The 19206-nt window shown below is 58.1% G+C and carries 25 protein-coding genes; 11 read left to right on the forward strand and 14 right to left on the reverse strand.

From position 1 onward, the window contains the following. Positions 1–26: 26 nt before the first annotated feature. Complete coding sequence (locus tag HBA49_RS08245) at positions 27–1679, forward strand: dolichyl-phosphate-mannose--protein mannosyltransferase (RefSeq protein ID WP_005526938.1); 1653 nt, start codon at positions 27–29, stop codon at positions 1677–1679. 6 nt (positions 1680–1685) lie between these two features. Here HBA49_RS08245 and HBA49_RS08250 read toward each other — a convergent pair whose 3' ends face one another. The 6 genes from HBA49_RS08250 to HBA49_RS08275 all read right to left on the reverse strand — a co-directional run bounded on the left by HBA49_RS08250 (position 1686) and on the right by HBA49_RS08275 (position 7378). Continuing rightward, positions 1686–2333 carry a zf-HC2 domain-containing protein gene (locus HBA49_RS08250; protein ID WP_225865989.1) on the reverse strand — a complete coding sequence of 216 codons (648 nt, stop codon included), beginning with the start codon at positions 2331–2333 and terminating at the stop codon, positions 1686–1688. Between the two features lie 33 nt (positions 2334–2366). After that, a complete protein-coding gene (locus tag HBA49_RS08255) occupies positions 2367–2777 on the reverse strand; it encodes a DoxX family protein (protein WP_005523694.1) in 411 nt (136 codons plus the stop codon). Positions 2778–2785: 8 nt separating this feature from the next. Further along, complete coding sequence (sepX, locus tag HBA49_RS08260; RefSeq protein WP_005527100.1) at positions 2786–4273, reverse strand: divisome protein SepX/GlpR; 1488 nt, start codon at positions 4271–4273, stop codon at positions 2786–2788. A gap of 83 nt (positions 4274–4356) precedes the next feature. Next, entirely contained in the window at positions 4357–5049 is a 693-nt protein-coding gene (locus HBA49_RS08265) for a GNAT family N-acetyltransferase (protein ID WP_370443795.1), read from the reverse strand. Positions 5050–5066: 17 nt separating this feature from the next. Further along, a complete protein-coding gene (gene glp / locus HBA49_RS08270; RefSeq protein ID WP_005527521.1) occupies positions 5067–6338 on the reverse strand; it encodes a molybdotransferase-like divisome protein Glp in 1272 nt (423 codons plus the stop codon). Between the two features lie 116 nt (positions 6339–6454). Then, positions 6455–7378 carry a UTP--glucose-1-phosphate uridylyltransferase gene (locus HBA49_RS08275; RefSeq protein WP_040432349.1) on the reverse strand — a complete coding sequence of 308 codons (924 nt, stop codon included), beginning with the start codon at positions 7376–7378 and terminating at the stop codon, positions 6455–6457. Positions 7379–7436: 58 nt separating this feature from the next. Between HBA49_RS08275 and HBA49_RS08280 the strand changes: the two genes are divergently transcribed. From HBA49_RS08280 to mscL, 3 genes are all read left to right on the forward strand, one after another. Continuing rightward, positions 7437–8120: a 5-formyltetrahydrofolate cyclo-ligase gene (locus tag HBA49_RS08280; RefSeq protein WP_162019720.1), complete on the forward strand. Its 684-nt coding sequence runs from the start codon at positions 7437–7439 to the stop codon at positions 8118–8120. A 32-nt stretch (positions 8121–8152) separates the two neighbouring features. Further along, positions 8153–8803: an SAF domain-containing protein gene (locus HBA49_RS08285; RefSeq protein WP_005526955.1), complete on the forward strand. Its 651-nt coding sequence runs from the start codon at positions 8153–8155 to the stop codon at positions 8801–8803. Positions 8804–8894: 91 nt separating this feature from the next. After that, a complete protein-coding gene (gene mscL, locus HBA49_RS08290) occupies positions 8895–9293 on the forward strand; it encodes a large conductance mechanosensitive channel protein MscL (RefSeq protein ID WP_005527082.1) in 399 nt (132 codons plus the stop codon). Positions 9294–9392: 99 nt separating this feature from the next. On the opposite strand, the gene HBA49_RS08295 is transcribed toward mscL, so the two are convergent. From HBA49_RS08295 to HBA49_RS08325, 7 genes are all read right to left on the reverse strand, one after another. Next, positions 9393–9587 carry a hypothetical protein gene (locus HBA49_RS08295; RefSeq protein ID WP_005527523.1) on the reverse strand — a complete coding sequence of 65 codons (195 nt, stop codon included), beginning with the start codon at positions 9585–9587 and terminating at the stop codon, positions 9393–9395. Between the two features lie 19 nt (positions 9588–9606). After that, complete coding sequence (locus HBA49_RS08300; protein ID WP_005523713.1) at positions 9607–10290, reverse strand: MogA/MoaB family molybdenum cofactor biosynthesis protein; 684 nt, start codon at positions 10288–10290, stop codon at positions 9607–9609. Between the two features lie 44 nt (positions 10291–10334). Continuing rightward, positions 10335–11768 (reverse strand): S1C family serine protease, encoded by a 1434-nt coding sequence (locus HBA49_RS08305; protein WP_005527204.1) that lies wholly within the window; start codon positions 11766–11768, stop codon positions 10335–10337. 112 nt (positions 11769–11880) lie between these two features. Continuing rightward, a complete protein-coding gene (locus HBA49_RS08310) occupies positions 11881–13314 on the reverse strand; it encodes a HAMP domain-containing sensor histidine kinase (RefSeq protein ID WP_225865988.1) in 1434 nt (477 codons plus the stop codon). Positions 13315–13430: 116 nt separating this feature from the next. Continuing rightward, positions 13431–14123: a response regulator transcription factor gene (locus HBA49_RS08315; RefSeq protein WP_005523719.1), complete on the reverse strand. Its 693-nt coding sequence runs from the start codon at positions 14121–14123 to the stop codon at positions 13431–13433. Between the two features lie 237 nt (positions 14124–14360). Further along, on the reverse strand, positions 14361–14534 hold the full coding sequence (gene rpmF / locus HBA49_RS08320) for a 50S ribosomal protein L32 (protein ID WP_005527430.1): 174 nt from the start codon (positions 14532–14534) through the stop codon (positions 14361–14363). Positions 14535–14555: 21 nt separating this feature from the next. Beyond that, the gene (locus HBA49_RS08325; protein ID WP_005523725.1) at positions 14556–14822 is read right to left on the reverse strand and encodes a type B 50S ribosomal protein L31; all 267 of its coding nucleotides are present in this window, start codon (positions 14820–14822) and stop codon (positions 14556–14558) included. 295 nt (positions 14823–15117) lie between these two features. On the opposite strand from HBA49_RS08325, the gene rpmB reads away from it, so the two are divergent. The 6 genes from rpmB (at position 15118) to HBA49_RS08355 (ending at position 18042) form a co-directional block, all read left to right on the forward strand. Continuing rightward, on the forward strand, positions 15118–15354 hold the full coding sequence (rpmB, locus tag HBA49_RS08330) for a 50S ribosomal protein L28 (protein ID WP_034996182.1): 237 nt from the start codon (positions 15118–15120) through the stop codon (positions 15352–15354). A 2-nt stretch (positions 15355–15356) separates the two neighbouring features. Further along, complete coding sequence (gene rpmG / locus HBA49_RS08335; RefSeq protein WP_005523728.1) at positions 15357–15521, forward strand: 50S ribosomal protein L33; 165 nt, start codon at positions 15357–15359, stop codon at positions 15519–15521. 3 nt (positions 15522–15524) lie between these two features. Further along, entirely contained in the window at positions 15525–15830 is a 306-nt protein-coding gene (rpsN, locus tag HBA49_RS08340) for a 30S ribosomal protein S14 (RefSeq protein ID WP_005523730.1), read from the forward strand. Positions 15831–15846: 16 nt separating this feature from the next. Further along, entirely contained in the window at positions 15847–16095 is a 249-nt protein-coding gene (gene rpsR, locus HBA49_RS08345) for a 30S ribosomal protein S18 (RefSeq protein ID WP_005523732.1), read from the forward strand. 134 nt (positions 16096–16229) lie between these two features. Next, positions 16230–17162, forward strand: coding sequence for a putative nucleotidyltransferase substrate binding domain-containing protein (locus HBA49_RS08350; RefSeq protein WP_040432352.1), 933 nt, complete (start codon positions 16230–16232; stop codon positions 17160–17162). 211 nt (positions 17163–17373) lie between these two features. After that, a complete protein-coding gene (locus HBA49_RS08355) occupies positions 17374–18042 on the forward strand; it encodes a TetR/AcrR family transcriptional regulator (protein WP_005527235.1) in 669 nt (222 codons plus the stop codon). Here HBA49_RS08355 and HBA49_RS08360 read toward each other — a convergent pair. Then, complete coding sequence (locus HBA49_RS08360) at positions 18039–18863, reverse strand: HpcH/HpaI aldolase/citrate lyase family protein (RefSeq protein ID WP_005527210.1); 825 nt, start codon at positions 18861–18863, stop codon at positions 18039–18041. The genes HBA49_RS08355 and HBA49_RS08360 overlap by 4 nt on opposite strands. 119 nt (positions 18864–18982) lie before the next feature. Here HBA49_RS08360 and HBA49_RS08365 point away from each other — a divergent pair, with 119 nt between their 5' ends. Next, the gene (locus HBA49_RS08365) at positions 18983–19201 is read left to right on the forward strand and encodes an AbrB/MazE/SpoVT family DNA-binding domain-containing protein (protein WP_005523739.1); all 219 of its coding nucleotides are present in this window, start codon (positions 18983–18985) and stop codon (positions 19199–19201) included. Positions 19202–19206: the final 5 nt, after the last annotated feature.

A 19206-nucleotide genomic window follows, 5' to 3' on the forward strand; every position in this document is an offset into this window, starting at 1 on the left:
GACAAAAACCACCAGCACCACATAGAATGGCACAAGTGATTTCCTTGACCAGCAACCTACGTCGCAAAGCTGCTCACACCTCGGCGGATGAGCCACGTCCGCCGGTTGGTCGGTTCACCCGTCCTGCAACCCCACCAGAGCCCCGCCGCATCGTCTGGACCAAATTCGACACCAACACCACCATCATCATCGGCCTATGGACGCTCATCACCCGCTTTGTCGGCCTCAATTCGGCCGTGGCGGACGGCACCCCAGTTTTCGACGAAAAACACTATGTGCCACAAGCCTGGGACATGGTCAACAGTTGGGTCAATCCACTCATCGGCGGCATCGAATCCAACCCCGGCTACGGACTGGTCGTCCACCCACCCCTGGCAAAACAAATCGAGGCCTACGGCGAACTAATATTCGGATACACCGCCCTCGGCTGGCGAATCATGGCCGCCCTCTTCGGCACAGCCACCGTACTACTCATTATGAATCTGGCCCGCCAACTCACCGGATCTAGCGTTATTGCAGCCTTCGCCGGCATTTTGGCACTCTTCGACGGGGTACTCCTCATCACCTCCCGATTCGGCATGCTCGACATCTTCCAAACCCTGTTCATCGTCGGCGCAGCCTACTGTCTAACCCGTGACTATAACCAAATGCGTGTTCGACTCCATCAAGCATGGCTTGCCGGCGGTCTCGGAACCCACCGCTTCGGCCCCCGATTTGGATTCCGCTGGTGGCGGTTCGGCGGCGGCGTCTGCCTCGGCCTCGCACTCTCCGTCAAATGGTCGGGCCTTTATTACATGGCATTCTTCGGCCTCATGACCGTGCTTTTCGACGTCTACCTTCGGCACCGCTACCAGGTGAAACAACCAGTCCTCGGCACCTTAGTGCGGGACACCATCGCCGCCTTCTGCTCCATCGTCATCCTCCCCATCGCCCTCTATGCCTGGAGCTGGCGCGCCTGGTTCACCTCAGAAACCTCCATCTACCGACACGTCGATACCTGGAAAGACGTGGCCATCAATAACCACGATTTTGCCCCCGACTCCTGGGTATTCCGACTCCCCGAGGCCCTCGCCAGCTGGATTTACTATCATAAATCTGTTCTAGCATTCCACGCCAGCCTCACAACATCCGCCGGCCACGTCCACCCCTGGGATTCCAAGCCATGGTCATGGCTGGTCTCCGGCCGTCCTATCCTCTACTACTCGGTCACTGACATCCACTGTGGGGAAAGCACCTGCCGACGCATGATCTACCTCTTCGGCACCCCGGCCATCTGGTGGCTCACCATCCCCATTATCCTCTGGTCGCTCTGGTGCGTCATCATTCGAAAAGATTTACGACTCATCATCCCCCTGGTGAGCTTCGCCGCCGGCTTCCTCCCCTGGCTCGCCGCCTACGACCGCCAAATGTATTTCTTCTACGCCACCCCCCTCATCCCATTCACCATCATCATGATCGCCATCGGGCTAGGCGAACTCATCCCCCTAGGGAAACGACTCAAAATTCCCGCAATCTTCCACAAAATCGGCACCGAAACCACCACCGTTGGCGGCCTCATCGTCGCCCTCTACCTCGGCCTCGTCGTCGCCATGTTCGTGTACTTCTCCCCGATCCTCTACGGCTACACCATCCCCGACGCCCTGTACGAGACCCTCATGTGGATTCCCAGCTGGCGGTAGGCGTCGTCAAGCAACCGGGCGCGCCGACAACGCCCGCACCACCGCCCACCCCTTATCCAACAACCATAGCCACAACAACGCCACCACCGACACAAACAACAACCCGAGCTGACCGGCCCCGGCCGCGGTCATCGACCCCACCACCAGGTCCCGCACCCCCAACCCAAAACTGAACATAAACAACGCCCCATACACCGGCAATAGCCCAGCAACCAGCCGACTCTGCCACGCCACAAACACCACCCCAAACCCCAAGGCGGATCGCATTGCCACGGTTTCCATCACCAATTGCAGAAACACCGGATCATTATCCCTCGCCGGCAGCCGCAATAACGCCACCGCCCAGCCGCACCAAACCACCCCCAAAAGCACCAGAACCACCCGGCAGATTGCCGCACTCACCAGCCGACTCGCCGCCCGCCTGCGCCACACCGGTGCCACACCGGCCATGATCTCTTCCGACAAATCGGGAATGTCCGACACCGACGTGTCGCTAAACGCCAAGGTACGATTGAGCAGCGCCGCATTATCTAAAAACGACTGGCACTCCGCGCACTCCGCCACATGCGCATCCACCACATCGTCGGGAAGGGGCGACGGTTCCCCATCCAACCGCGCCGATAACGCCGCCTGCACCTGCTGGCACTCAACCACAACAACCCCCAATCACTGGGCGCTTAGCCGCACTCAGCCTTGACGACTCAAAACCTCATCTATACTAGCCCGCCCCGAACCAAACACCACGATCAGCACCAGACTCACAATCAATAACAACACATACTCATACCCCCCACCAGCGATGAAAAACCCGGCATTCATGTGCACCAAATAAAACGCCGCCACCATCAGCAACGCCAATATTCCCGCAACAATCGTGGTCAACAAGCCAACCGTCAAAAATAATCCCCCCACAAATTCCGCGGTTGCCGCCAAATACGCCGACAATTGGGCCTGCGGCACCCCCCACGCCGCAAACTGCTGACCCGTAGCGGTCAATCCTTGCACGAAAAACTTGTCAAACCCATGGGCCACAAAAATTATTCCCAGCACAAACCGGAATAACAGCAATGACCCATCCCGCACCGCCGGTTTATCCACAGATACCTCTACCCCACCCGTAACTTAATCACGTTATCGTACTGCACTGCTGGTTCCGGCTCAGGCTCACTCTCCCCGGCCGACCGGTTGGTCTCCACCAGTTCCAAACCAATAAAATCCGGCGAATCATCATCCGTTTCCAAAACCACGGCACCTGGCCGCCGCAACCGATGCGGAATGCCTAATTCCCGATCCATGCTATTTCGTACTCCTGCCCGGGTCCGACGCAGCTGATGCACCCGCTTGTGCCGCAACCGCTCTTCGTCACGAACCTGCGCCCGCAACGCTATCAGATAAATAATGGTCATCCCCAACGCAATCGCCGGGGCAGCCCACATCCAACCGCCAATGAGCCCAGCCGGAACGATAGTGACCACAACGGCAACTACCAGCCCTAACACGGTTGACCGCCGCCGCTGATACCGGTCGGCGCTATGCTTCTTATCCGCCTCAGGATCGTAGCCGCCCCGCCCACGCCGGGACTTGGCGAACTCGATTTCCTCCGGGGTGAGCTCATCGCTGTCGCTGATATTATCGTCGATATCTGCCGCGGTGCGCTTTGCGACGCTCCGTTTGGCGGCAGATTTCTTCTCTTTTTTCTCCTTCTTGGTAGGCACATCCGGTACTACCGACAGGTTTGCGCCCCGAGCCCCAGTGGGATACAGGAGGTCTTCCGGGTCGAGGTAAGAATCGTCGATCTCGTAGGGAGTATCGGGATCGACCGGCTTTGATCCAACCTTCGCACTGGTGTTCGCGGCATGTACCGAGGCAACCGGGACTGATACTGCGGGTGCGGAAACCGCGGCGGCGGCCCGCATGGTTTCCGTGGTGGCATCGGCATTCGCATCGGATTCGGCTTTGGCCTTCGCAGCCTTCGCCTGGGCTGCGGCATCGGCACCAGCTGCAGCCTTGCTCCGCGCTGCGGCTTTGGCCCGGGCAGCAGCCACCTTATCGTGATCGGCCTTGGCCTGATCGGCCACAGTGTGCTCGCTCTTGGCCTGGGTAGTAGCAGTACGGGCAGGCTGACCAGCGCTGGACGTCCCGGACGTAGCCGATGTGCGTGACGCATCCGTGCCCGTCTTCGATTTCGCCGGAACGTGAGTTTGCGCCTGCGCACCAGTCTTCGAACCCTTGGTCGAATCCTTGGCGACGGGTTGACGGTTCGACGCAGCCGCCATGGCCACGGTATCGTTGGCGGACTTCGGCTTGTCAGAGATCAGCGGGCTAGTGATCTTCTTAAACGGCACGGTTGGGGTGTCCTCCACCCCAAACTCCGGTTGGTCGGCAATCAACTTCCGCTGCTGGGCGTCAGCGGCAGCCACCTTAGGGCGCAACGCGGGCGGCCGTTGCGGCTTATGTCCCCCCTCATGAATGACCCGGGTATCATCAAAACCCTCCCCCACCTTGCTTATTGGCTTATGTTTGCGCAGCAAAAATGGCATGAGCACAAACAGCCACAACACAACGATCAAAATCCCTACAACGGTGGTGGTCACTACTCACCCTTCCTACCCTATGTGCCTTCCAAGAGTATCGGCGTTGCTGAATTATTGGAATGAGGCACGCCGACAATCAATTGTTAAGCATACCGTGCTTGGTTGGTCTTAATCAGTCGGGTGATGCAACTATCCACATAGTCGTCAATTGTGATAGCCATCAGATAGTGATCCCGCCATTGGCCGAAAATATGCAGGTTCTTGTGCAAATATCCTTCTTCCCGAAAGCCGGTTTTCTCTAAAACCCGGCGCGATGCGAGGTTCTCAGGCAGGTAGGTTGCGGTCACCCGATGTACCCCCACTCGGTCAAACGCATGATCGACTCCGAGTGCGCATGCGGCGGTGGCGATTCCCCGCCCAGTGAGGTGAGAGGATACCCAGTATCCCACCCAGCAATCTGAGGCGCTACCACGTTGAATGCTGCCTAGGGTCACTTGTCCGCAGAACTCACCATCGACGTCGATAGCAAATGGTATGAGCACCCCATCGTCGGCTGCACGGCGGATGTTGTTATAGAATTCGCGCCACCGCGCCGAGGAATGGGCCTCAGCCCACGAGGTGTGGATTGTGGGTTCCACCCGGGCCAGAATATCGGCGTCTGCCAGGCGTAATTCCGACCATGGTTCGCCGTCAGATTTCATGAGGGGGCGTAGTTGCACGGTGTGATCCCCCACTATGAGGGGGCTTGTGTATTCCATCCACCCCGGATGGGTGGGGTTACGTGGCCCGGTGGCGGGCCGGGGTTGTCGGAAAAGATATCGCATCAACGTCCCGATTGATTCCTTAACAATGATTAGTTTCCGGTTTGACTCAAGAAGATCACTTCCACAATGTCTCCTGGTCGCACGTCGGTGACTTCTTCGGGGATACGGATCATTGCATTGGCGTCGGAGAGTCCAGCAAGTAGGTGGGCTGGGGCGCCGTTGGCGCCGCCGAGGCCTTCGACGAGATAGTCCTGGGTGTGGGCGTCGCGCATGAGGCGAGCCCGGACGTAGCCGCGCCGGCCGGCTTTGGATCCGACGTGGTTAAGGGCCCGGGCTCGAACGGCTCGGCGTTGGAAGGTGCGTTTGCCGAGGCAGATTCGGACAACGGGCCGGATGAAGATTTCGAATATGACGAGTGCTGAGACGGGGTTGGAGGGAAGGAGGAATACTGGGATTTTTTTGTCGCCGAGCAGGCCGAATCCTTGGACGGATCCGGGGTGCATGGCTACCCGGGTGGTGTCGAGTTCGCCGAGGTCGGCGAGAATTTCCCGGATGGTGGTGGATCCCGAGCCGCCTACCGCGCCGGAGATGACGATGAGTTCGCTGCGCAGCATTTGGGCTTCGATGATTTCTTTGAGGCGGCGGGGTTCGCCGGCGGCGATGCCTACCCTGTGGACATCTGCGCCAGCGGCGCGGCCAGCGGCGGCGAGGGAGTAGGAGTTGACGTCGAGGACTTGGCCGAGTGAGGGTTCTCGGTCGATGTCGACGAGTTCGTGGCCGATGGACATGATGGACATGCGGGGCCGGGGATGGACGAGGACTTTGGAGCGGCCGACTGCCGCGAGCAGGCCGATGTGGGCGGGGCTGAGTATGGCGCCTTGGGATACTGCGACGTCGCCGGGGCGTATGTCGTCGCCTTGTTTACGGACGAATTCGCCGCTGCGCACGGGTTTGAGTGCGGTCATGCGTTTCCGACCGCGGTCGGTCCAGGCGAGGGGGATGACGGCGTCAGAGAGGGTGGGTAGGGGCGCACCGGTGTGGACTCGGACTGCTTGTTTGGGTTGGAGTCGGAGGGGTCGGCCGGAGCCGGCGGCGACTTCGCCGACGACGGGGAGGGAGATTTCGGTTGTGGGGGTTATATCGGCGGTGGGGTCTTGCCCGAGACCGCGTTCGCCACCGACGTCGACTGCGCGGACTGCATAGCCGTCAATAGCGGCTTGGTCGAAGCCCGGTAAGGGGCGTTGAGCTTGTACTTCTTCCGCGCACATGAGTCCTAGTGATTCGGCAATGGCGATGCGTACCGGTTCAGGTGCCACTGCTTGTTGGGTCACTAGGGTCAGTTGCTCTTCTACTGAGCGCACCGTTAATGTCCTCCCTGACCAGTGTGAAAAAGCGACATGAAATTTTTCGTGTGTTTGTGAATATGGTTGTTGTGGACTCGTTTACACCCTATTAGTGTACGGCAGTTTGTGGGAGGTCATGCCCCATGTTCGTCGAGAATTTCGCGTAGCACCTTTTTGAGGTGCGGCCCGTACACTGGGTCGGCTAGCCCAAAATCTACCACCGCGGGGATGTATCCGCCGGGATTGCCGAGATCGTGGCGTTTCCCGTCGTGGACAAGGATGTGGACAGGGTGTCCTTCGTCTATGAGAAGTGCGATGGCGTCGGTGAGTTGGAGTTCGCCACCGGCGCCTGGGGTGATGCGCTGGAGGGCGTCGAAGATGGCCCGGTCGAGGAGGTAGCGGCCGGTGGCAACGAAGTTGGAGGGGGCGTCGTCGACTGCGGGTTTTTCGACCATGCCCCGGACTTTTTTGACTACATAGTCGCCATGGTAGTCGGGAGCGTCTTCGATGTCGAAGACTCCGTAGTTGTAGACTTCTTCGTGGGGGACTTCGAAGGCGCAGAGCACGGATCCGCCTAGTTGGGCGCGAACTTCCATCATTTTGACGACAACACCCATGGGCAGCACCAGGTCGTCGGGGAGCATGACTGCTACGACGTTTTCGTCGTCGTCAAGTACTTGTTCGGCGAGCCCGACCGCATGCCCGAGGCCTAGTGGTTCGGTTTGTTCCACGGCGATGGGGGTGGGCAGGTTATTGGTGTTTCGTACTTTTTCTAGCTGGTGGGTTTTTCCGCGAGCTTCGAGCATGGTTTCTAGCGCGGGGTATCTATCGAAGTAGGCGAGTACTTCGCGTTTTTTGGGTGCGGTGATGATTGCGAGTTTGTCGGCGCCAAGTTGTGCGGCTTCTTGTGCTATGAGTTCGATGCCGGGGGTATCAACAACGGGGAGGAGTTCTTTGGGGATGGTTTTTGTGGCTGGGAGGAATCGCGTGCCCATGCCTGCGGCGGGAACAATCACGGTCTTGACGGACAGCGATGCATGTGTCTTGGCGCTTGTCATGCAGTTCAGTGTACTTTTCTTAAGGTTAGATATCAGAATTTTTTCTAAAATAATAAGCATGGACACTCCCCCGGTTTCTGGTTTTTCCCAGCACACACCAGCAAATGGGCATCGTGATGCATCGAATGATGTCCCCCATGCGCCGGCTTGTTCGCCCCTGGATCCGGTCTCGGATGGGTCGCAGGCGGCAGCGGAGGCCGCGATAGCGAAAGCGCGGGTGCGGGCGCGGGTGCGGGCGGCGCGAACGGCGTTGTCACCTAAGGTGAGGGCGGAGCGGGATGCGGCGGTGGTGGCAGCGGTGACGACGCTGGTGCAAGATCGGGGCTGGTCACGGGTGGCGGCGTATGTGCCCATGGCGCGGGAGCCTGGGGGGTCATTATTGGTTCCGGCATTGGCTCGCTTGACGACGGAGTTGTGGTTGCCGGCATGTCGCCCAGGTCGGATGCTGCGGTGGGGTCGGTACGCTGGACCCGGGTCGGTATGTGCGGGCATGTGGGGGATTTTGGAGCCGCGGGATGCCCCGCAAGAGAGTGATTTTTTAGGTTCGCTCGATGGGGTGTTTGTTCCGGCCATTGCCGTGGATGACCAGGGGTTTCGCCTGGGTCAGGGGGCAGGTTTTTACGATCGCGCCTTGGCTGGGTGTGCCGCGCCCACGGTGGCGGTGGTGTATGCGTCGGAGATCATGCCGGTGCCGCACGAACCGCATGATGTGATGCTGGACATAATTGTGTCGGATGGTTGACCAAAACTTGGGGTGGGACAGTCCTATGGTTCATGTTCGCTTCGCTTTCTCACCCTGGTTTTCATCGGTCCGCCCTGCTGCGCAAGGTTGTGGCGGCAACGCTCATGGTGACGGCTGTTGGTATCACCGTCACTGACCGGTTGCATCAGCATATTTCGGTTGTGGTGTATTCCCGGAATGTTGCTGCTGGTAGTCGCATCACGGCTACGGATGTGACGGTTGTTCATGTTTCCGAATCGGTGCTGCCTCAGGATCGGTTGGCCACCACCGATGCTGCAGTAGGAAATATTGTGGTGGCGTCCAGGTCGCGTGGCGCCATGGTTTCCGCAGCCGATTTTGTGGATTCAGCCCTCGTTTCGCAAACTATGACAAATACCACATCGAACGATGCGGGGGTGAAAACCCACATGGTTCCGATCACGCTTGCCGACCCGACCTTGGCAAGTTTGCTTCGTCCGGGGGACACGATTACTATTATCACGGCTGCTGATGACAACAGCGCGCCTCGGGTCATTGCCGCTGGTGGAAAGGTTATTTTCGCCACCACAAAGGCGACGGATTTTCCGGGTGCTACCCCAGGCACGGTATTGGTGTCATTGGTGGCAGACAGTGCCGCAGCGGTGGCGGCGGCAAGTCTGTCACAGCCTTTGGCAGTTGTAGTTACGGGGGATCGGGCGGAGTGATTTCCGCGTGGGTACTTCAAAAACATTAACTGATTGCTCTAATCTATAAACTGCTATCTGTCTCCTACTTTCAAAGGAAGAAATAAGTATTATGTTAAAGGGTTTCCGGGATTTTATTCTCCGCGGTAACGTGATCGAACTGGCAGTGGCCGTGGTCATTGGTTCGGCATTCACCAACATTGTCACTGCCTTCACCAACAAGATCATCAACCCGCTCATTGCCTCGCTGGGCAGCACCGAAGTGAAGGGGTTGGGTTTCCAAATCCGCCCGGGTGTTGCAGAGACCTTTGTGGACTTTGGTGCGGTGATTACCGCAGCGATCAACTTCCTGATGGTGGCCGCAGTGGTGTACTTCGTGCTCATCGTGCCGATGAACAAGCTCAGCTCTCTGATGTCCTCCAAGGAGAAGAAAGAAGCGGCCGAAACCGCCCCCGCGGCAGATGTGGTGCTGCTCACCGAAATCCGTGACCTATTGAAGACTCAGCGGTAGATTTTCCCCCAAATTTCTGCACCAAAACCCGGCTGGTTTTTCGGCGAGGATTCTCGCACGAAGACCAGCCGGGTTTTTGGTTCGCATCGGCCAGGAAGTCTAGTAGTGAGGTGGTTGCTGTTCCCGGTAAAACTCCAGGCTGCCTTGTTCCGCACCGGAGCCGATGGGACCAAAATCGTCTTCGAAAATGACCATGCGGTCTTCGTCGCCTGGCTCATTCTGGTTGCCCCGGTCGGCGGTGCGGTCGTAGTCTACGGCGTCGGAAAGCCGCATGACACGTCGTCGGTTTCGCATATGATTAACTTTCGCCACCCTAGCTCATGACTACACGTCGCAATTGGTCAACCAGGTGATGAACCAGCGGGGTGAGGGTAGCCATGCCGTCACGAATAGCCAACCGGGAGCCTGCCATATTCACCACCACGGTGGAGCCCGAAACCCCAGACAGGCCCCGAGACACCGCCGCGTCGACGGCACCACAGTGCAGGCCGGAACTTCGTAATGCCTGCACCACGCCGGGAACTGCCTGGTCGAGGAGTTCCCGGGTGGCTTCGGGGGTTTTATCGCGCGGTCCCACACCTGTCCCGCCCACGGTAAGCACCAGGTCGGCGCCACCGATAACGCCCATTTCAATTGCCTTGCGGATTTGGGATCGTTTTGACCGAACCTCCACCACGGCGTCCACCACGAAACCACCCTCGCTTAAAAGCTCGGCCACTAATCGGTCGGTGTCCGGGCCGGAATCTAGTTTATGGTCCCCCACGAGCACAACCAGGGCCCGGCGGGGGGCGACGCGTTTCCCTTCGGCCCGAGCCTGTTCCACAGCCGCCTCGGCGCGGAAAAACGCTTCATCGGGCTCACCAATACCGTCAAGCCGAGCGGTGGAATCGGGGTCGGCAACATCAGTCACATCGACTTCGGTAACGTCCGTCACACCAAGGGCGGCGTCACTGTTGGTCATCATGTCCGGTTCAGCGAACACGTCGCGGGGATCCATGGTGGTTATTCCTCTCGTTATTTATCCTGTTATTAACTAGGAATTTACTCGTTCGGCAGCGTTACCTCTACCTCTCGGGGATTTTCGCCTTTTTCATCGACAACTTTTAGCTTGATTTTCGCACCAAAGTCACTGCTCCGCACCGCCGCAATCAAGCCGTTAGCATTCTTAATAACCCGGTCGTTGATGGCGACAACAACCTCGCCCTTCTTCAGCCCAGCCTTGTCGCCGGGGCCGTCCTTGGACACTTCAGCGATTTTCGCTCCGGATTCCCGGAATCGTTGATCCAACGACACCCCAATGAGCGGATAGCTGGCCTTACCCTCCTTAATGAGCTGATCTGCGGTACGGCGGGCGAAGTTAGCGGGAATAGCGAAGCCCAAGCCGATAGAGCCAGCCTCCTCGGAACCATTGGAGGTAGTGGAAGCGATTATGGAGTTCATGCCAATGAGCTCACCATTCATATTGACCAGCGGCCCACCGGAGTTACCGGGGTTAATGGCGGCGTCCGTTTGGATGGCGTCGATAATGGTGGCTTCCCCACCTTCGCCGGCGCGCACAGGCCGGTTCAGGGCGGACACAATACCGGTAGTAACGGTCTGTTCCAACCCCAGGGGGGCACCAATCGCCACCACGTTTTGGCCCACCGCCAGGTCATCGGAGTTACCAATGGTAATGGTGGGCATGTTATTCACATCCTCCACCTTGATGACGGCCACGTCGGTGTTACTGTCACCAGCAATGAACTTGGCCCGGTGGGTGCTGCCGTCTTGAAGTGTCACGGTCATTTCGGCTCGACCATCCGCCGCCCCCTCAACCACATGGTTGTTCGTGAGCACATAACCGTCCTGCGAAATGATGGATCCGGAACCGGAGATGGCATTATCTTCGGTGAGCAGGCGAATACTCACCACGGCGGGCTGCACGGCCTCGGCGACTGCCTGCACGGTACCGGCTTCCGCCTGGGGCTTGCCACGGCTGGCGGGTTCCTTCAGGGATTCCGCCACGGAGCTGGTATTCGCACTCGGGGCGAACCGGGTGGCGTAAATACCGGTGATAGCGCCGGAGGCAATGGCCGCGACCACGATTAACGCGGCGGCCGGCAACAGGCCAATGGTGCGTTTCTCCTTCACCTGCTGGGCTTGCGGCGGCTGCGCCATGGGCCCGGCGGCGCTATAGGGATTATTGGGGTTTCCTAAGCTACTGGGCACATCGGACACGCTTTGCGACGTTGGGGTCCGCGGAATCTGCTGCGTTTCCTGAGGCCGCTGCTGGGGGGCTACTGGTTGCTGAGGTGGCTGCTGCGGCCCCTGCTGTTGCGATTGTTGAGGTTGCTGAGCCTGCTGGGGTTGTTGCGGCTGCTGCGGCTGGGATGCGCTGGTGCTGCCAGGCCACTCAAAACCACTGCTACCCGATTGCTGCGGATTCCCGAAGGGTTGATTATCGTTATCGTTGGAATTACGGGGAGTATTAGTCATGGTTAGTAGTATCCTAGATATGTCTTGTGCCTGACTGTCACCATTATTGGGGCAATCATGTGAAAAGCTGGCAAAATCCTGTGCTAGCTATGTTATGTGATGATAACCGGATTTACTTACCGATTGCGTCATGGGCGTTGCGGAACATGGCAGCCCGCCCCTCGGTTGGCCGATCATCATGGCTATTGGCCACCAGCTGTTTCGACGCGGAATTCTTCGCGTCACGCGCTAAATCTTCTTCATGGTCGTAACCAGGCAAAATCATCCGGAACATGGCACCGCCGTCCTCGGATTCCTCGGCGGTAATGCTGCCGCCATGCCGATCCACCACCTGGCGCACAATGGCTAACCCAAGGCCAGAGCCGGGCATGGATCGTGATTGGATGCACCGGTAAAAACGTTCGAAAACCTTTTCGCGTTCCTCTTCGGGAATGCCTGGCCCAGAGTCAGAGATGGTGATCTGCATGCGACCCTCATCCAATCGGGTCATCTTCACCCGCACCACCCCGTCGGCGGGTGACCATTTGGCCGCATTATCCATGAGGTTTAATATTGCCCGGCCCAGGGAATGCGCATCCCCCCACAGATACCAGGGGGTGACATGCAGCCGGAATTCCACGTCGGGTCGACGGCGACGCACTCGTTCGAAAGCGGTTTGCGCCACCTGAGCCAGGTCGGTTTCCTGCAATTCGGTTTCGGCCGCGTCTTCGCGGGCTAAATCAACCAGGTCGCCGATCAGGGTGGAGAGCTCCTCCATTTGCGCCATAACATCGTGTTCGAGGGCTTTTTTCTCCTCATCCGAAATCTGGGGGGCACCGGGTTTTTGCAGCAGCATGAGCAGTTCAATGTTGGTGCGCATGGAGGTGAGTGGGGTTTTCAGTTCGTGCCCGGCATCGGCCACGAGTTGCGCCTGCCGCTGCCGGGATTGGTCTAGGGCCGCCAACATCTGGTTGAAACTCATGGTGAGCAGGGCTAATTCGTCATTGCCCACAACCGGAATGGGGGTGAGTTTTTGGGTGCGGGTCACCGCATCCACCGCTGACTGGAGTCGAACAAGCGGTTTCAGGCCGGCGGTGGCTACCACAATGCCGGTCATGATGGCGAGCAGCACCCCTAAACCGCCGAATACCAAAAGGGCCAGGCCCAAGGTCAGGATGAGGCCTTGAATGTCGGTCATATCCCGGGACAGCACAACGGTCGCCCCGGCGTCGTTCGTGGCCATAAACACCCGGTCACCGTTCACGGTCTTCACCACGGTTTTCTCCCCCGGCGGCAAAGAGAGCAACGGTAGCGACTCGTCACCGGCGGTGTAGTTCCAGCCGGGAAGCCGAATGGAGATTTTGGTGTTTTGGTTATAGGTGCGGAAATACTCGACCTCCTTTTTCACATTATTGAAAAAGGAAGGGTCCACAGTCTCCGCCAACATGGCCATGCTTTTAGACTTCAGGTCCTTATCCACGTTATTGGTCAAGGTGACGGATACAGACCAATACGCCAAAACCGTCATCACCCCAACCGCAATGGCCACCATACTTGCCGTGAGCATGGCCACCCGCCAGCGCAATGACGCTTGTTTACCCCATCCATCAGAGGATTCAGCGGTAAGAGCCCCCAGATCCAGAGAAGCGGTTTTCTCTGCATCTGGGGACGGTTTCCTCAATATCACGGAGCGGTATCCCGAAGCACATAGCCGACGCCACGAACGGTATGGATCAAACGTGGTTCACCTTCCTGCTCCGTCTTGCGGCGCAGGTAGCCGATATACACCTCCAGCGCATTTCCGGAGGTGGGGAAATCATAGCCCCATACTTCCTCCAGAATGGTGGAGCGGCTGAGTACCCGCCGAGGGTTGGTCATCAACAGCTGTAACAGGGCGAATTCGGTGCGGGTAAGGCTGATTGTCCTATTACCACGCACTACATCCCGAGTGTCGGGATTAAGCTTAAGATCTTCGAACGTGATTTCGGCCTGGCTGCTGGGGCCGGAAGCTTCGGCGGCAGCCCGACGCAGCAGCGACCGAACCCGGGCAAGTAACTCTTCCAAGGCAAATGGCTTGGGTAGATAGTCATCTGCGCCAGCATCAAGCCCCGCCACCCGGTCGGACACCCCATCGCGGGCAGTAAGAACCAAAATGGGACGGTCGTCGCCATGACTACGCAGATGGCGACACACCTCCAGCCCATCCATCTTGGGCATCATAACATCCAAAATGACCAGGTCAGGCTGCTCTTTTTCAATGACGTCGAGTGCTTGTTCACCATCCTCGGCGATGGCAATATCATAGCCATTAAAGGAGAGGGAGCGGCGCAGCGAGTCCCGTACAGCCTGCTCATCATCTACTACAACAATTTTCATATTTACAATTATGCCCCATCTGCTTTAAGGAACTAAAGCGTTGGCTTCGCGGTCTTCCTGCCAGTTCTTAAACCATATTTTTGTTTAATGCCGACACGGAAATTATACAGAATATTCATTCCCCCTCTGGCCTTACCCCCCAAATATAAGAACCTTTTAATCAATATTCGTTCCCGAAACAGCCAAAAAGGTAGCAGCATATTTACATTCGCTGCTACCTTATGGTTTTAGTCAATATTAGAATTGTTCAACCTCAACCAACCCCAATTGGGCGGCCTTGATGAGTCGACGAGGAATACGCACGGTTTGACCGTCGATCTTGGTTTCCATCAGGGCCGGGTTGTGAGCCTTCCACTGAGAACGACGAGTGCGAGTGTTGGCACGCGACATGCGACGCTTTGGAACTGCCATTGTTCTGTTTCCCTCCTTGGATTAAGATTTCTTGGCGCGGCGGGCCATGCCACCAAACCGACGTTGGAACTTTTCGACGCGACCAGCGGTGTCCATCACGCGCTGCGCACCGGTCCAGAAGGGGTGCGATTCGCTTGTCACATCAACAACAATGAGCGGGTATTCGTTGCCGTCTTCCCATTCAATGGTGCGATTGCTTTTCACGGTAGACCGGGTGAGGAACTGGAAACCAGTGCCTGCATCCTGGAACACGACCGGATGGTAATCCGGGTGGATGTCCTTTTTCATTATTCTCCGATTCCCTCAGGATTGAAACTTCAGGTCGCTTCGCCAGCAAAACGGATCTGACGATCGTGCCTGAGTTGGGTTTCGTCATATGTACATGGGCGTGCAAAAGACTACCAGTGCTCCCTGATAAAAGCGAAATTCACCTGGTGGGATCGTCGAAAAGCTAGCAGATTAGGCAAAACGCAGATTTACCGGTATGATTGCCCATTGCTGTTGTCGAAAATGTTCGTTTACGCCCCGATCAAGTTTGCATTCGTGCAGGTTGAACGTTGGGCGGCTAGGAGAAAGTTTATCCATGTCGGCTATTTGCCAGGTTACGGGACGCAAGCCGGGTTACGGCAAGTCCGTCTCGCACTCGCACCGACGCACGTCTCGCCGTTGGAACCCCAATGTGCAGCGTCGTAAGTTCTACCTGCCCTCTGAGGGCCGTACCATCACCCTAACCGTATCCACCAAGGGTCTGAAGGTTATTGACCGCGACGGTATTGAGTCTGTGGTTGCTAAGATCCGCGCTCGGGGGGAGAAGGTTTAACGATGGCACGCAATGACGTTCGTCCAATCATCAAGCTGAAGTCTACCGCTGGCACCGGTTACACCTATGTCACCCGGAAGAATAAGCGCAATAATCCTGATCGTATTACCTTGAAGAAGTACGATCCCGTAATCCGTAAGCACGTCGAATTCCGCGAGGAGCGATAATCTATGGCTAAGAAGTCCAAGATCGCCAAGAATGAGAAGCGCAAGGAAATCGTCGCACGCTATGCGGAGCGGCGCCAGGAGCTCAAGGCAATCATTAAGAACCCCCATGTTTCCGATGAGGAGCGTCTCGAAGCCCAGTTCAAATTGAACCGGCAGCCGCGTGATGCTTCCCCAGTTCGTGTCCGCAACCGTGACGCTCACGACGGTCGTCCCCGCGGTTACCTCCGCAAGTTCGGCCTGTCTCGTGTCCGTATGCGCCAGATGGCCCACCGTGGTGAGCTGCCTGGTGTCCGTAAGTCCAGCTGGTAATTCAGGGAGTATCTAAATGAAGCGCACTAACACGAAAAAGGTGCGGATGGAGCAGTCCCGCCGCCCTAAGAAGAACCCACTCAAGGCCGCTGGCATTGAGAAGGTGGACTACAAGGACATCAACACCCTGCGTCAGTTCATCTCCGATCGCCACAAGATTCGGTCCCGTCGCGTGACCGGTCTCACCCCGCAACAGCAGCGCCAGGTTGCTACCGCGGTGAAGAACGCCCGCGAGATGGCTCTCCTACCGTTCACTAGCCGGTAAATTTTTCCCGGCCGGGGAACACAACAGCTTGATGCGCCTGACCTTTCATGGTCGGGCGTTTTGTGTTTTCGAAAACGCACATGCTCCACGCCCGAGGCCGTTATAAGCGGTGCGCCAGGCGGTGTGTTACATTCATTGTCGTGTTACATGCTTCACTGGTCGAACTCGCAGAGCAGGCCCCCCGGTGCCATTCAGCGGCGGCGGTGCGGGGCGTACTGGCGGAGTCGCAAGATCTCATTCGTAATGCCCTCGACCATGGCGAAAACCCGCAGGACATGGTGAGTTGGTTTTCCCGGTTGGTCACGGACACGCTGCATTCCGCCGGGGCCCGGGAGCTCACGGGCGGCGCCACCCTGGTACTCACGGGTCCGGTGGGACGTGGTGATGCGTTGCCGTCCTCCCCCATCCAATGGCTGGTCGAATGTCCGTGCGGTTTGGCCCCGGATGATATTGATACGGAACCGTTGGCGCAGCTCATTACCCAGGTGGGGCTGGTGTCGCAGCCCACGGTGCTAGGCGTGCACGCCCGATATCGGCAGGATTGGCTAGCACTGATTCGACAGCATGCCGGGCGCCATAATTATGGTGAGCTTGCCGTGTTTGCCGACGCCGGAACCTGGTGTTTGGCCGAGGTGCTTCGGGTGGCCGATCCGATATTATTTCTCCGGGAGGCATTATGCCATCGGCCGCCCAGCCTGAAGCTTTTCGATGGGTTGCCCGATAAGCATGTTGTGGTGAATGTGCGCCGGGATCTGCTCTACCCCATTATCGCGTTGGCCCGGTGGGCGGGCGTGGCGGCTAAATCGCAAGAGTTTTCGACTTTGGCCCGGGTGCGTGATGCGCAGCAGGCGGGGGTGATGACCGCCAATCAGGCGGATTATCTGCGGCAGGCGTGGCATGCCGGACTGCAACTGCAATTGCAGCGGTTTGTTGACCGGGTGCATAGCCACGAGACCACGGCGGAGTCGTTGCCGGCGATTCAGCGGAGCGTGTTTGGTGCGAGCGCCCGCATGGTGTCGGATGTGGCGCACGCGTTGGCCCGGGATTATGGGTTGGAAGTGAGATAGCGCTGTAACCGCTGCCCACCTTCGATAGTGCCCGCCGCAGCCGCCACCTGCTGTTCTTGCTGCCACTGCCACGCTGGGGTCTGTCGCTATGATGGCGTCTGGGATAACGGCCTGGGGTGGTAGGGGTATATGATTGTTGTTTATCTCTGCGATTTTTTACCGGCAGGGTGTCGCAGATCCTGGGGAAATGGAATGGAGTGACAGGTAATCAATGGCTGGTGCAGTGGGTAGGCCGCGGAAAAATAATTCCCGTCGGCGCGGCAATACGGCTCGGGAGGAGATTTTGGATGCCTCCGCCGAGTTATTTACCACCCAGGGTTTCGCCACAACCTCCACTCATCAGATTGCTGATGCCGTGGGTATTCGCCAGGCTAGCCTGTATTATCATTTCCCATCGAAAACCGAGATTTTTTTGGCCCTGCTTACCTCCACGGTCACGCCTTCGACTGCGTTGGCGGCCAAGTTTGAGGAGATTGACGTGCCGGCGCCGCTCAGGTTGTGGGCGTTGACGGCCGCGGAGTGCCGGCTGCTGCTGTCTACCAGGTGGAATGTGGGGCGGCTGTATCAATTGCCGGTGGCCAGCAGCCCCGAGTTTTCTGAATATCATCAGCAGCGCACCCAGTTGCAGGCGGTGTTTCGGTCGATTGCCGCCAAGATTGTGGGCCCAGATGATCCCCGCGCGGGTTTGCCGTTCCATATTGCTTTGTCGGTGATTGAGATGCGCCCAAATGATGGGGTGGCGCCCGAACCGCTCAGTGCTACCCGGTTGCCGTCGCTCGCTATCATGCTTGCCGACGCCGCCCTCGCGGTTTTGGGGGCGCCGCTGCCCGAGAATCGCCTGGAGCGCACTTTGGAACTTTTGGCCGATATGGATTCCTAGCGGGATTCTGCCCGGTCTAATACCCGGTGAGCTTGGGAAATGAGGGGGGCGTCGACCATTTCCCCGTCGAGTTGGAAGGCCCCGGGGTGGTGTTGCGCTTCCGCGACGACTCGGCGGGCCCAATCAATTTGTTCGGCATCGGGCTGGTAGGCGCGTCGAATCACATCGACCTGTTTGGGGTGGATGCAGGCGCTGGCGGCAAAACCGGACCGGGCGGCGTCGAGCGCTTCAGCATAGAGGCCGTCGGGGTCGTGAAAGTCGGCATACACGGCGTCGATGGTGAGTTTGCCGGCGGCCGCCGCATGAATGTGCATGAGCGCGCGGGTCACTCGCATGGTGTCTCGGTAGCTGCCGGTGCGGGGTTCGTCGGCCAGGTGCCGGGAGTGGGTGCCGCCGAGCCCCATGGTGAGGTCTTCAGCACCCCAAAATAGGGCCACAACCTGGGGATGTTCGGCAATCTTATGAATGTTGACGACGGCCTGGGGGGTTTCGATCATGGCAATGATATTGAGCCCGTCCAGGCCCGCGGGTAGGTCTGCGTACACCTTGGGCACCATGACTGTGGTGTAGGACGTGGTGCGCACAAATTCCAGGTCAGCGGCAAAATTCGGGTCGGTGGGGCCGACGATGCGCACGATGGTTGCCTGGGGGTCGAGGTTGGCGGTGCGAATATTGCGGTAGGCCTGGTCGCGGTCAATGTCGCCGGCGCCGTCTTCGAGGTCGAGAATGACCATGTCGGCTTTGGCCGCGGCCTTGGGGATGATGTCGGGGCGGCCGGCTGGGGCGAAGAGGATGGCTGGTCCAGGTACATAGAGCGTCATGGTTTTATGTTAGCTTTTCGACGTTTCCCAGGTGGCGTTCTTCACATTTTGTTGATAACCATTATCCTACAGAGTTATACTTTTCTTACTAAGTACAACAAGAACGGAAAAAGAATACCATGGATAAGCAAGTGCCCCCAGGAAAGTTCGCGGCAACAGTCACCATCGGCCCCAAAGGCCAAATCGTGATCCCCAAGGGAGCCCGCGATCTGTTTGGCTACCAGCCTGGCGACAAACTCCTCCTCCTGGCCGATATCGACCAGGGAATCGCCATTCTGCCAACCACCGCGATTGACTCTCTGCTCCCCAACCAACCCCCCACCATGGAAAAGAAGTGATAACC

Source organism: Corynebacterium matruchotii, assembly GCF_011612265.2.
Classification (GTDB): Bacteria; Actinomycetota; Actinomycetes; order Mycobacteriales; family Mycobacteriaceae; genus Corynebacterium; species Corynebacterium matruchotii.

Coding starts and splice junctions, on each gene's coding strand:
- mscL (WP_005527082.1), top strand. CDS start 8,895: ATGTTAAAGGGTTTCCGGGATTTTATTCTCCGCGGTAACGTGATCGAA.
- HBA49_RS08325 (WP_005523725.1), bottom strand. CDS start 14,822: ATGAAAAAGGACATCCACCCGGATTACCATCCGGTCGTGTTCCAGGAT.
- HBA49_RS08285 (WP_005526955.1), top strand. CDS start 8,153: ATGTTCGCTTCGCTTTCTCACCCTGGTTTTCATCGGTCCGCCCTGCTG.
- HBA49_RS08355 (WP_005527235.1), top strand. CDS start 17,374: ATGGCTGGTGCAGTGGGTAGGCCGCGGAAAAATAATTCCCGTCGGCGC.
- HBA49_RS08245 (WP_005526938.1), top strand. CDS start 27: ATGGCACAAGTGATTTCCTTGACCAGCAACCTACGTCGCAAAGCTGCT.
- HBA49_RS08305 (WP_005527204.1), bottom strand. CDS start 11,768: ATGACTAATACTCCCCGTAATTCCAACGATAACGATAATCAACCCTTC.
- HBA49_RS08310 (WP_225865988.1), bottom strand. CDS start 13,314: ATGCTCACGGCAAGTATGGTGGCCATTGCGGTTGGGGTGATGACGGTT.
- HBA49_RS08360 (WP_005527210.1), bottom strand. CDS start 18,863: ATGACGCTCTATGTACCTGGACCAGCCATCCTCTTCGCCCCAGCCGGC.
- HBA49_RS08365 (WP_005523739.1), top strand. CDS start 18,983: ATGGATAAGCAAGTGCCCCCAGGAAAGTTCGCGGCAACAGTCACCATC.
- rpmG (WP_005523728.1), top strand. CDS start 15,357: ATGGCACGCAATGACGTTCGTCCAATCATCAAGCTGAAGTCTACCGCT.
- rpmF (WP_005527430.1), bottom strand. CDS start 14,534: ATGGCAGTTCCAAAGCGTCGCATGTCGCGTGCCAACACTCGCACTCGT.
- rpsR (WP_005523732.1), top strand. CDS start 15,847: ATGAAGCGCACTAACACGAAAAAGGTGCGGATGGAGCAGTCCCGCCGC.
- HBA49_RS08315 (WP_005523719.1), bottom strand. CDS start 14,123: ATGAAAATTGTTGTAGTAGATGATGAGCAGGCTGTACGGGACTCGCTG.
- HBA49_RS08280 (WP_162019720.1), top strand. CDS start 7,437: ATGGACACTCCCCCGGTTTCTGGTTTTTCCCAGCACACACCAGCAAAT.
- rpmB (WP_034996182.1), top strand. CDS start 15,118: ATGTCGGCTATTTGCCAGGTTACGGGACGCAAGCCGGGTTACGGCAAG.
- rpsN (WP_005523730.1), top strand. CDS start 15,525: ATGGCTAAGAAGTCCAAGATCGCCAAGAATGAGAAGCGCAAGGAAATC.
- HBA49_RS08275 (WP_040432349.1), bottom strand. CDS start 7,378: ATGACAAGCGCCAAGACACATGCATCGCTGTCCGTCAAGACCGTGATT.
- HBA49_RS08295 (WP_005527523.1), bottom strand. CDS start 9,587: ATGCGAAACCGACGACGTGTCATGCGGCTTTCCGACGCCGTAGACTAC.
- HBA49_RS08300 (WP_005523713.1), bottom strand. CDS start 10,290: ATGGATCCCCGCGACGTGTTCGCTGAACCGGACATGATGACCAACAGT.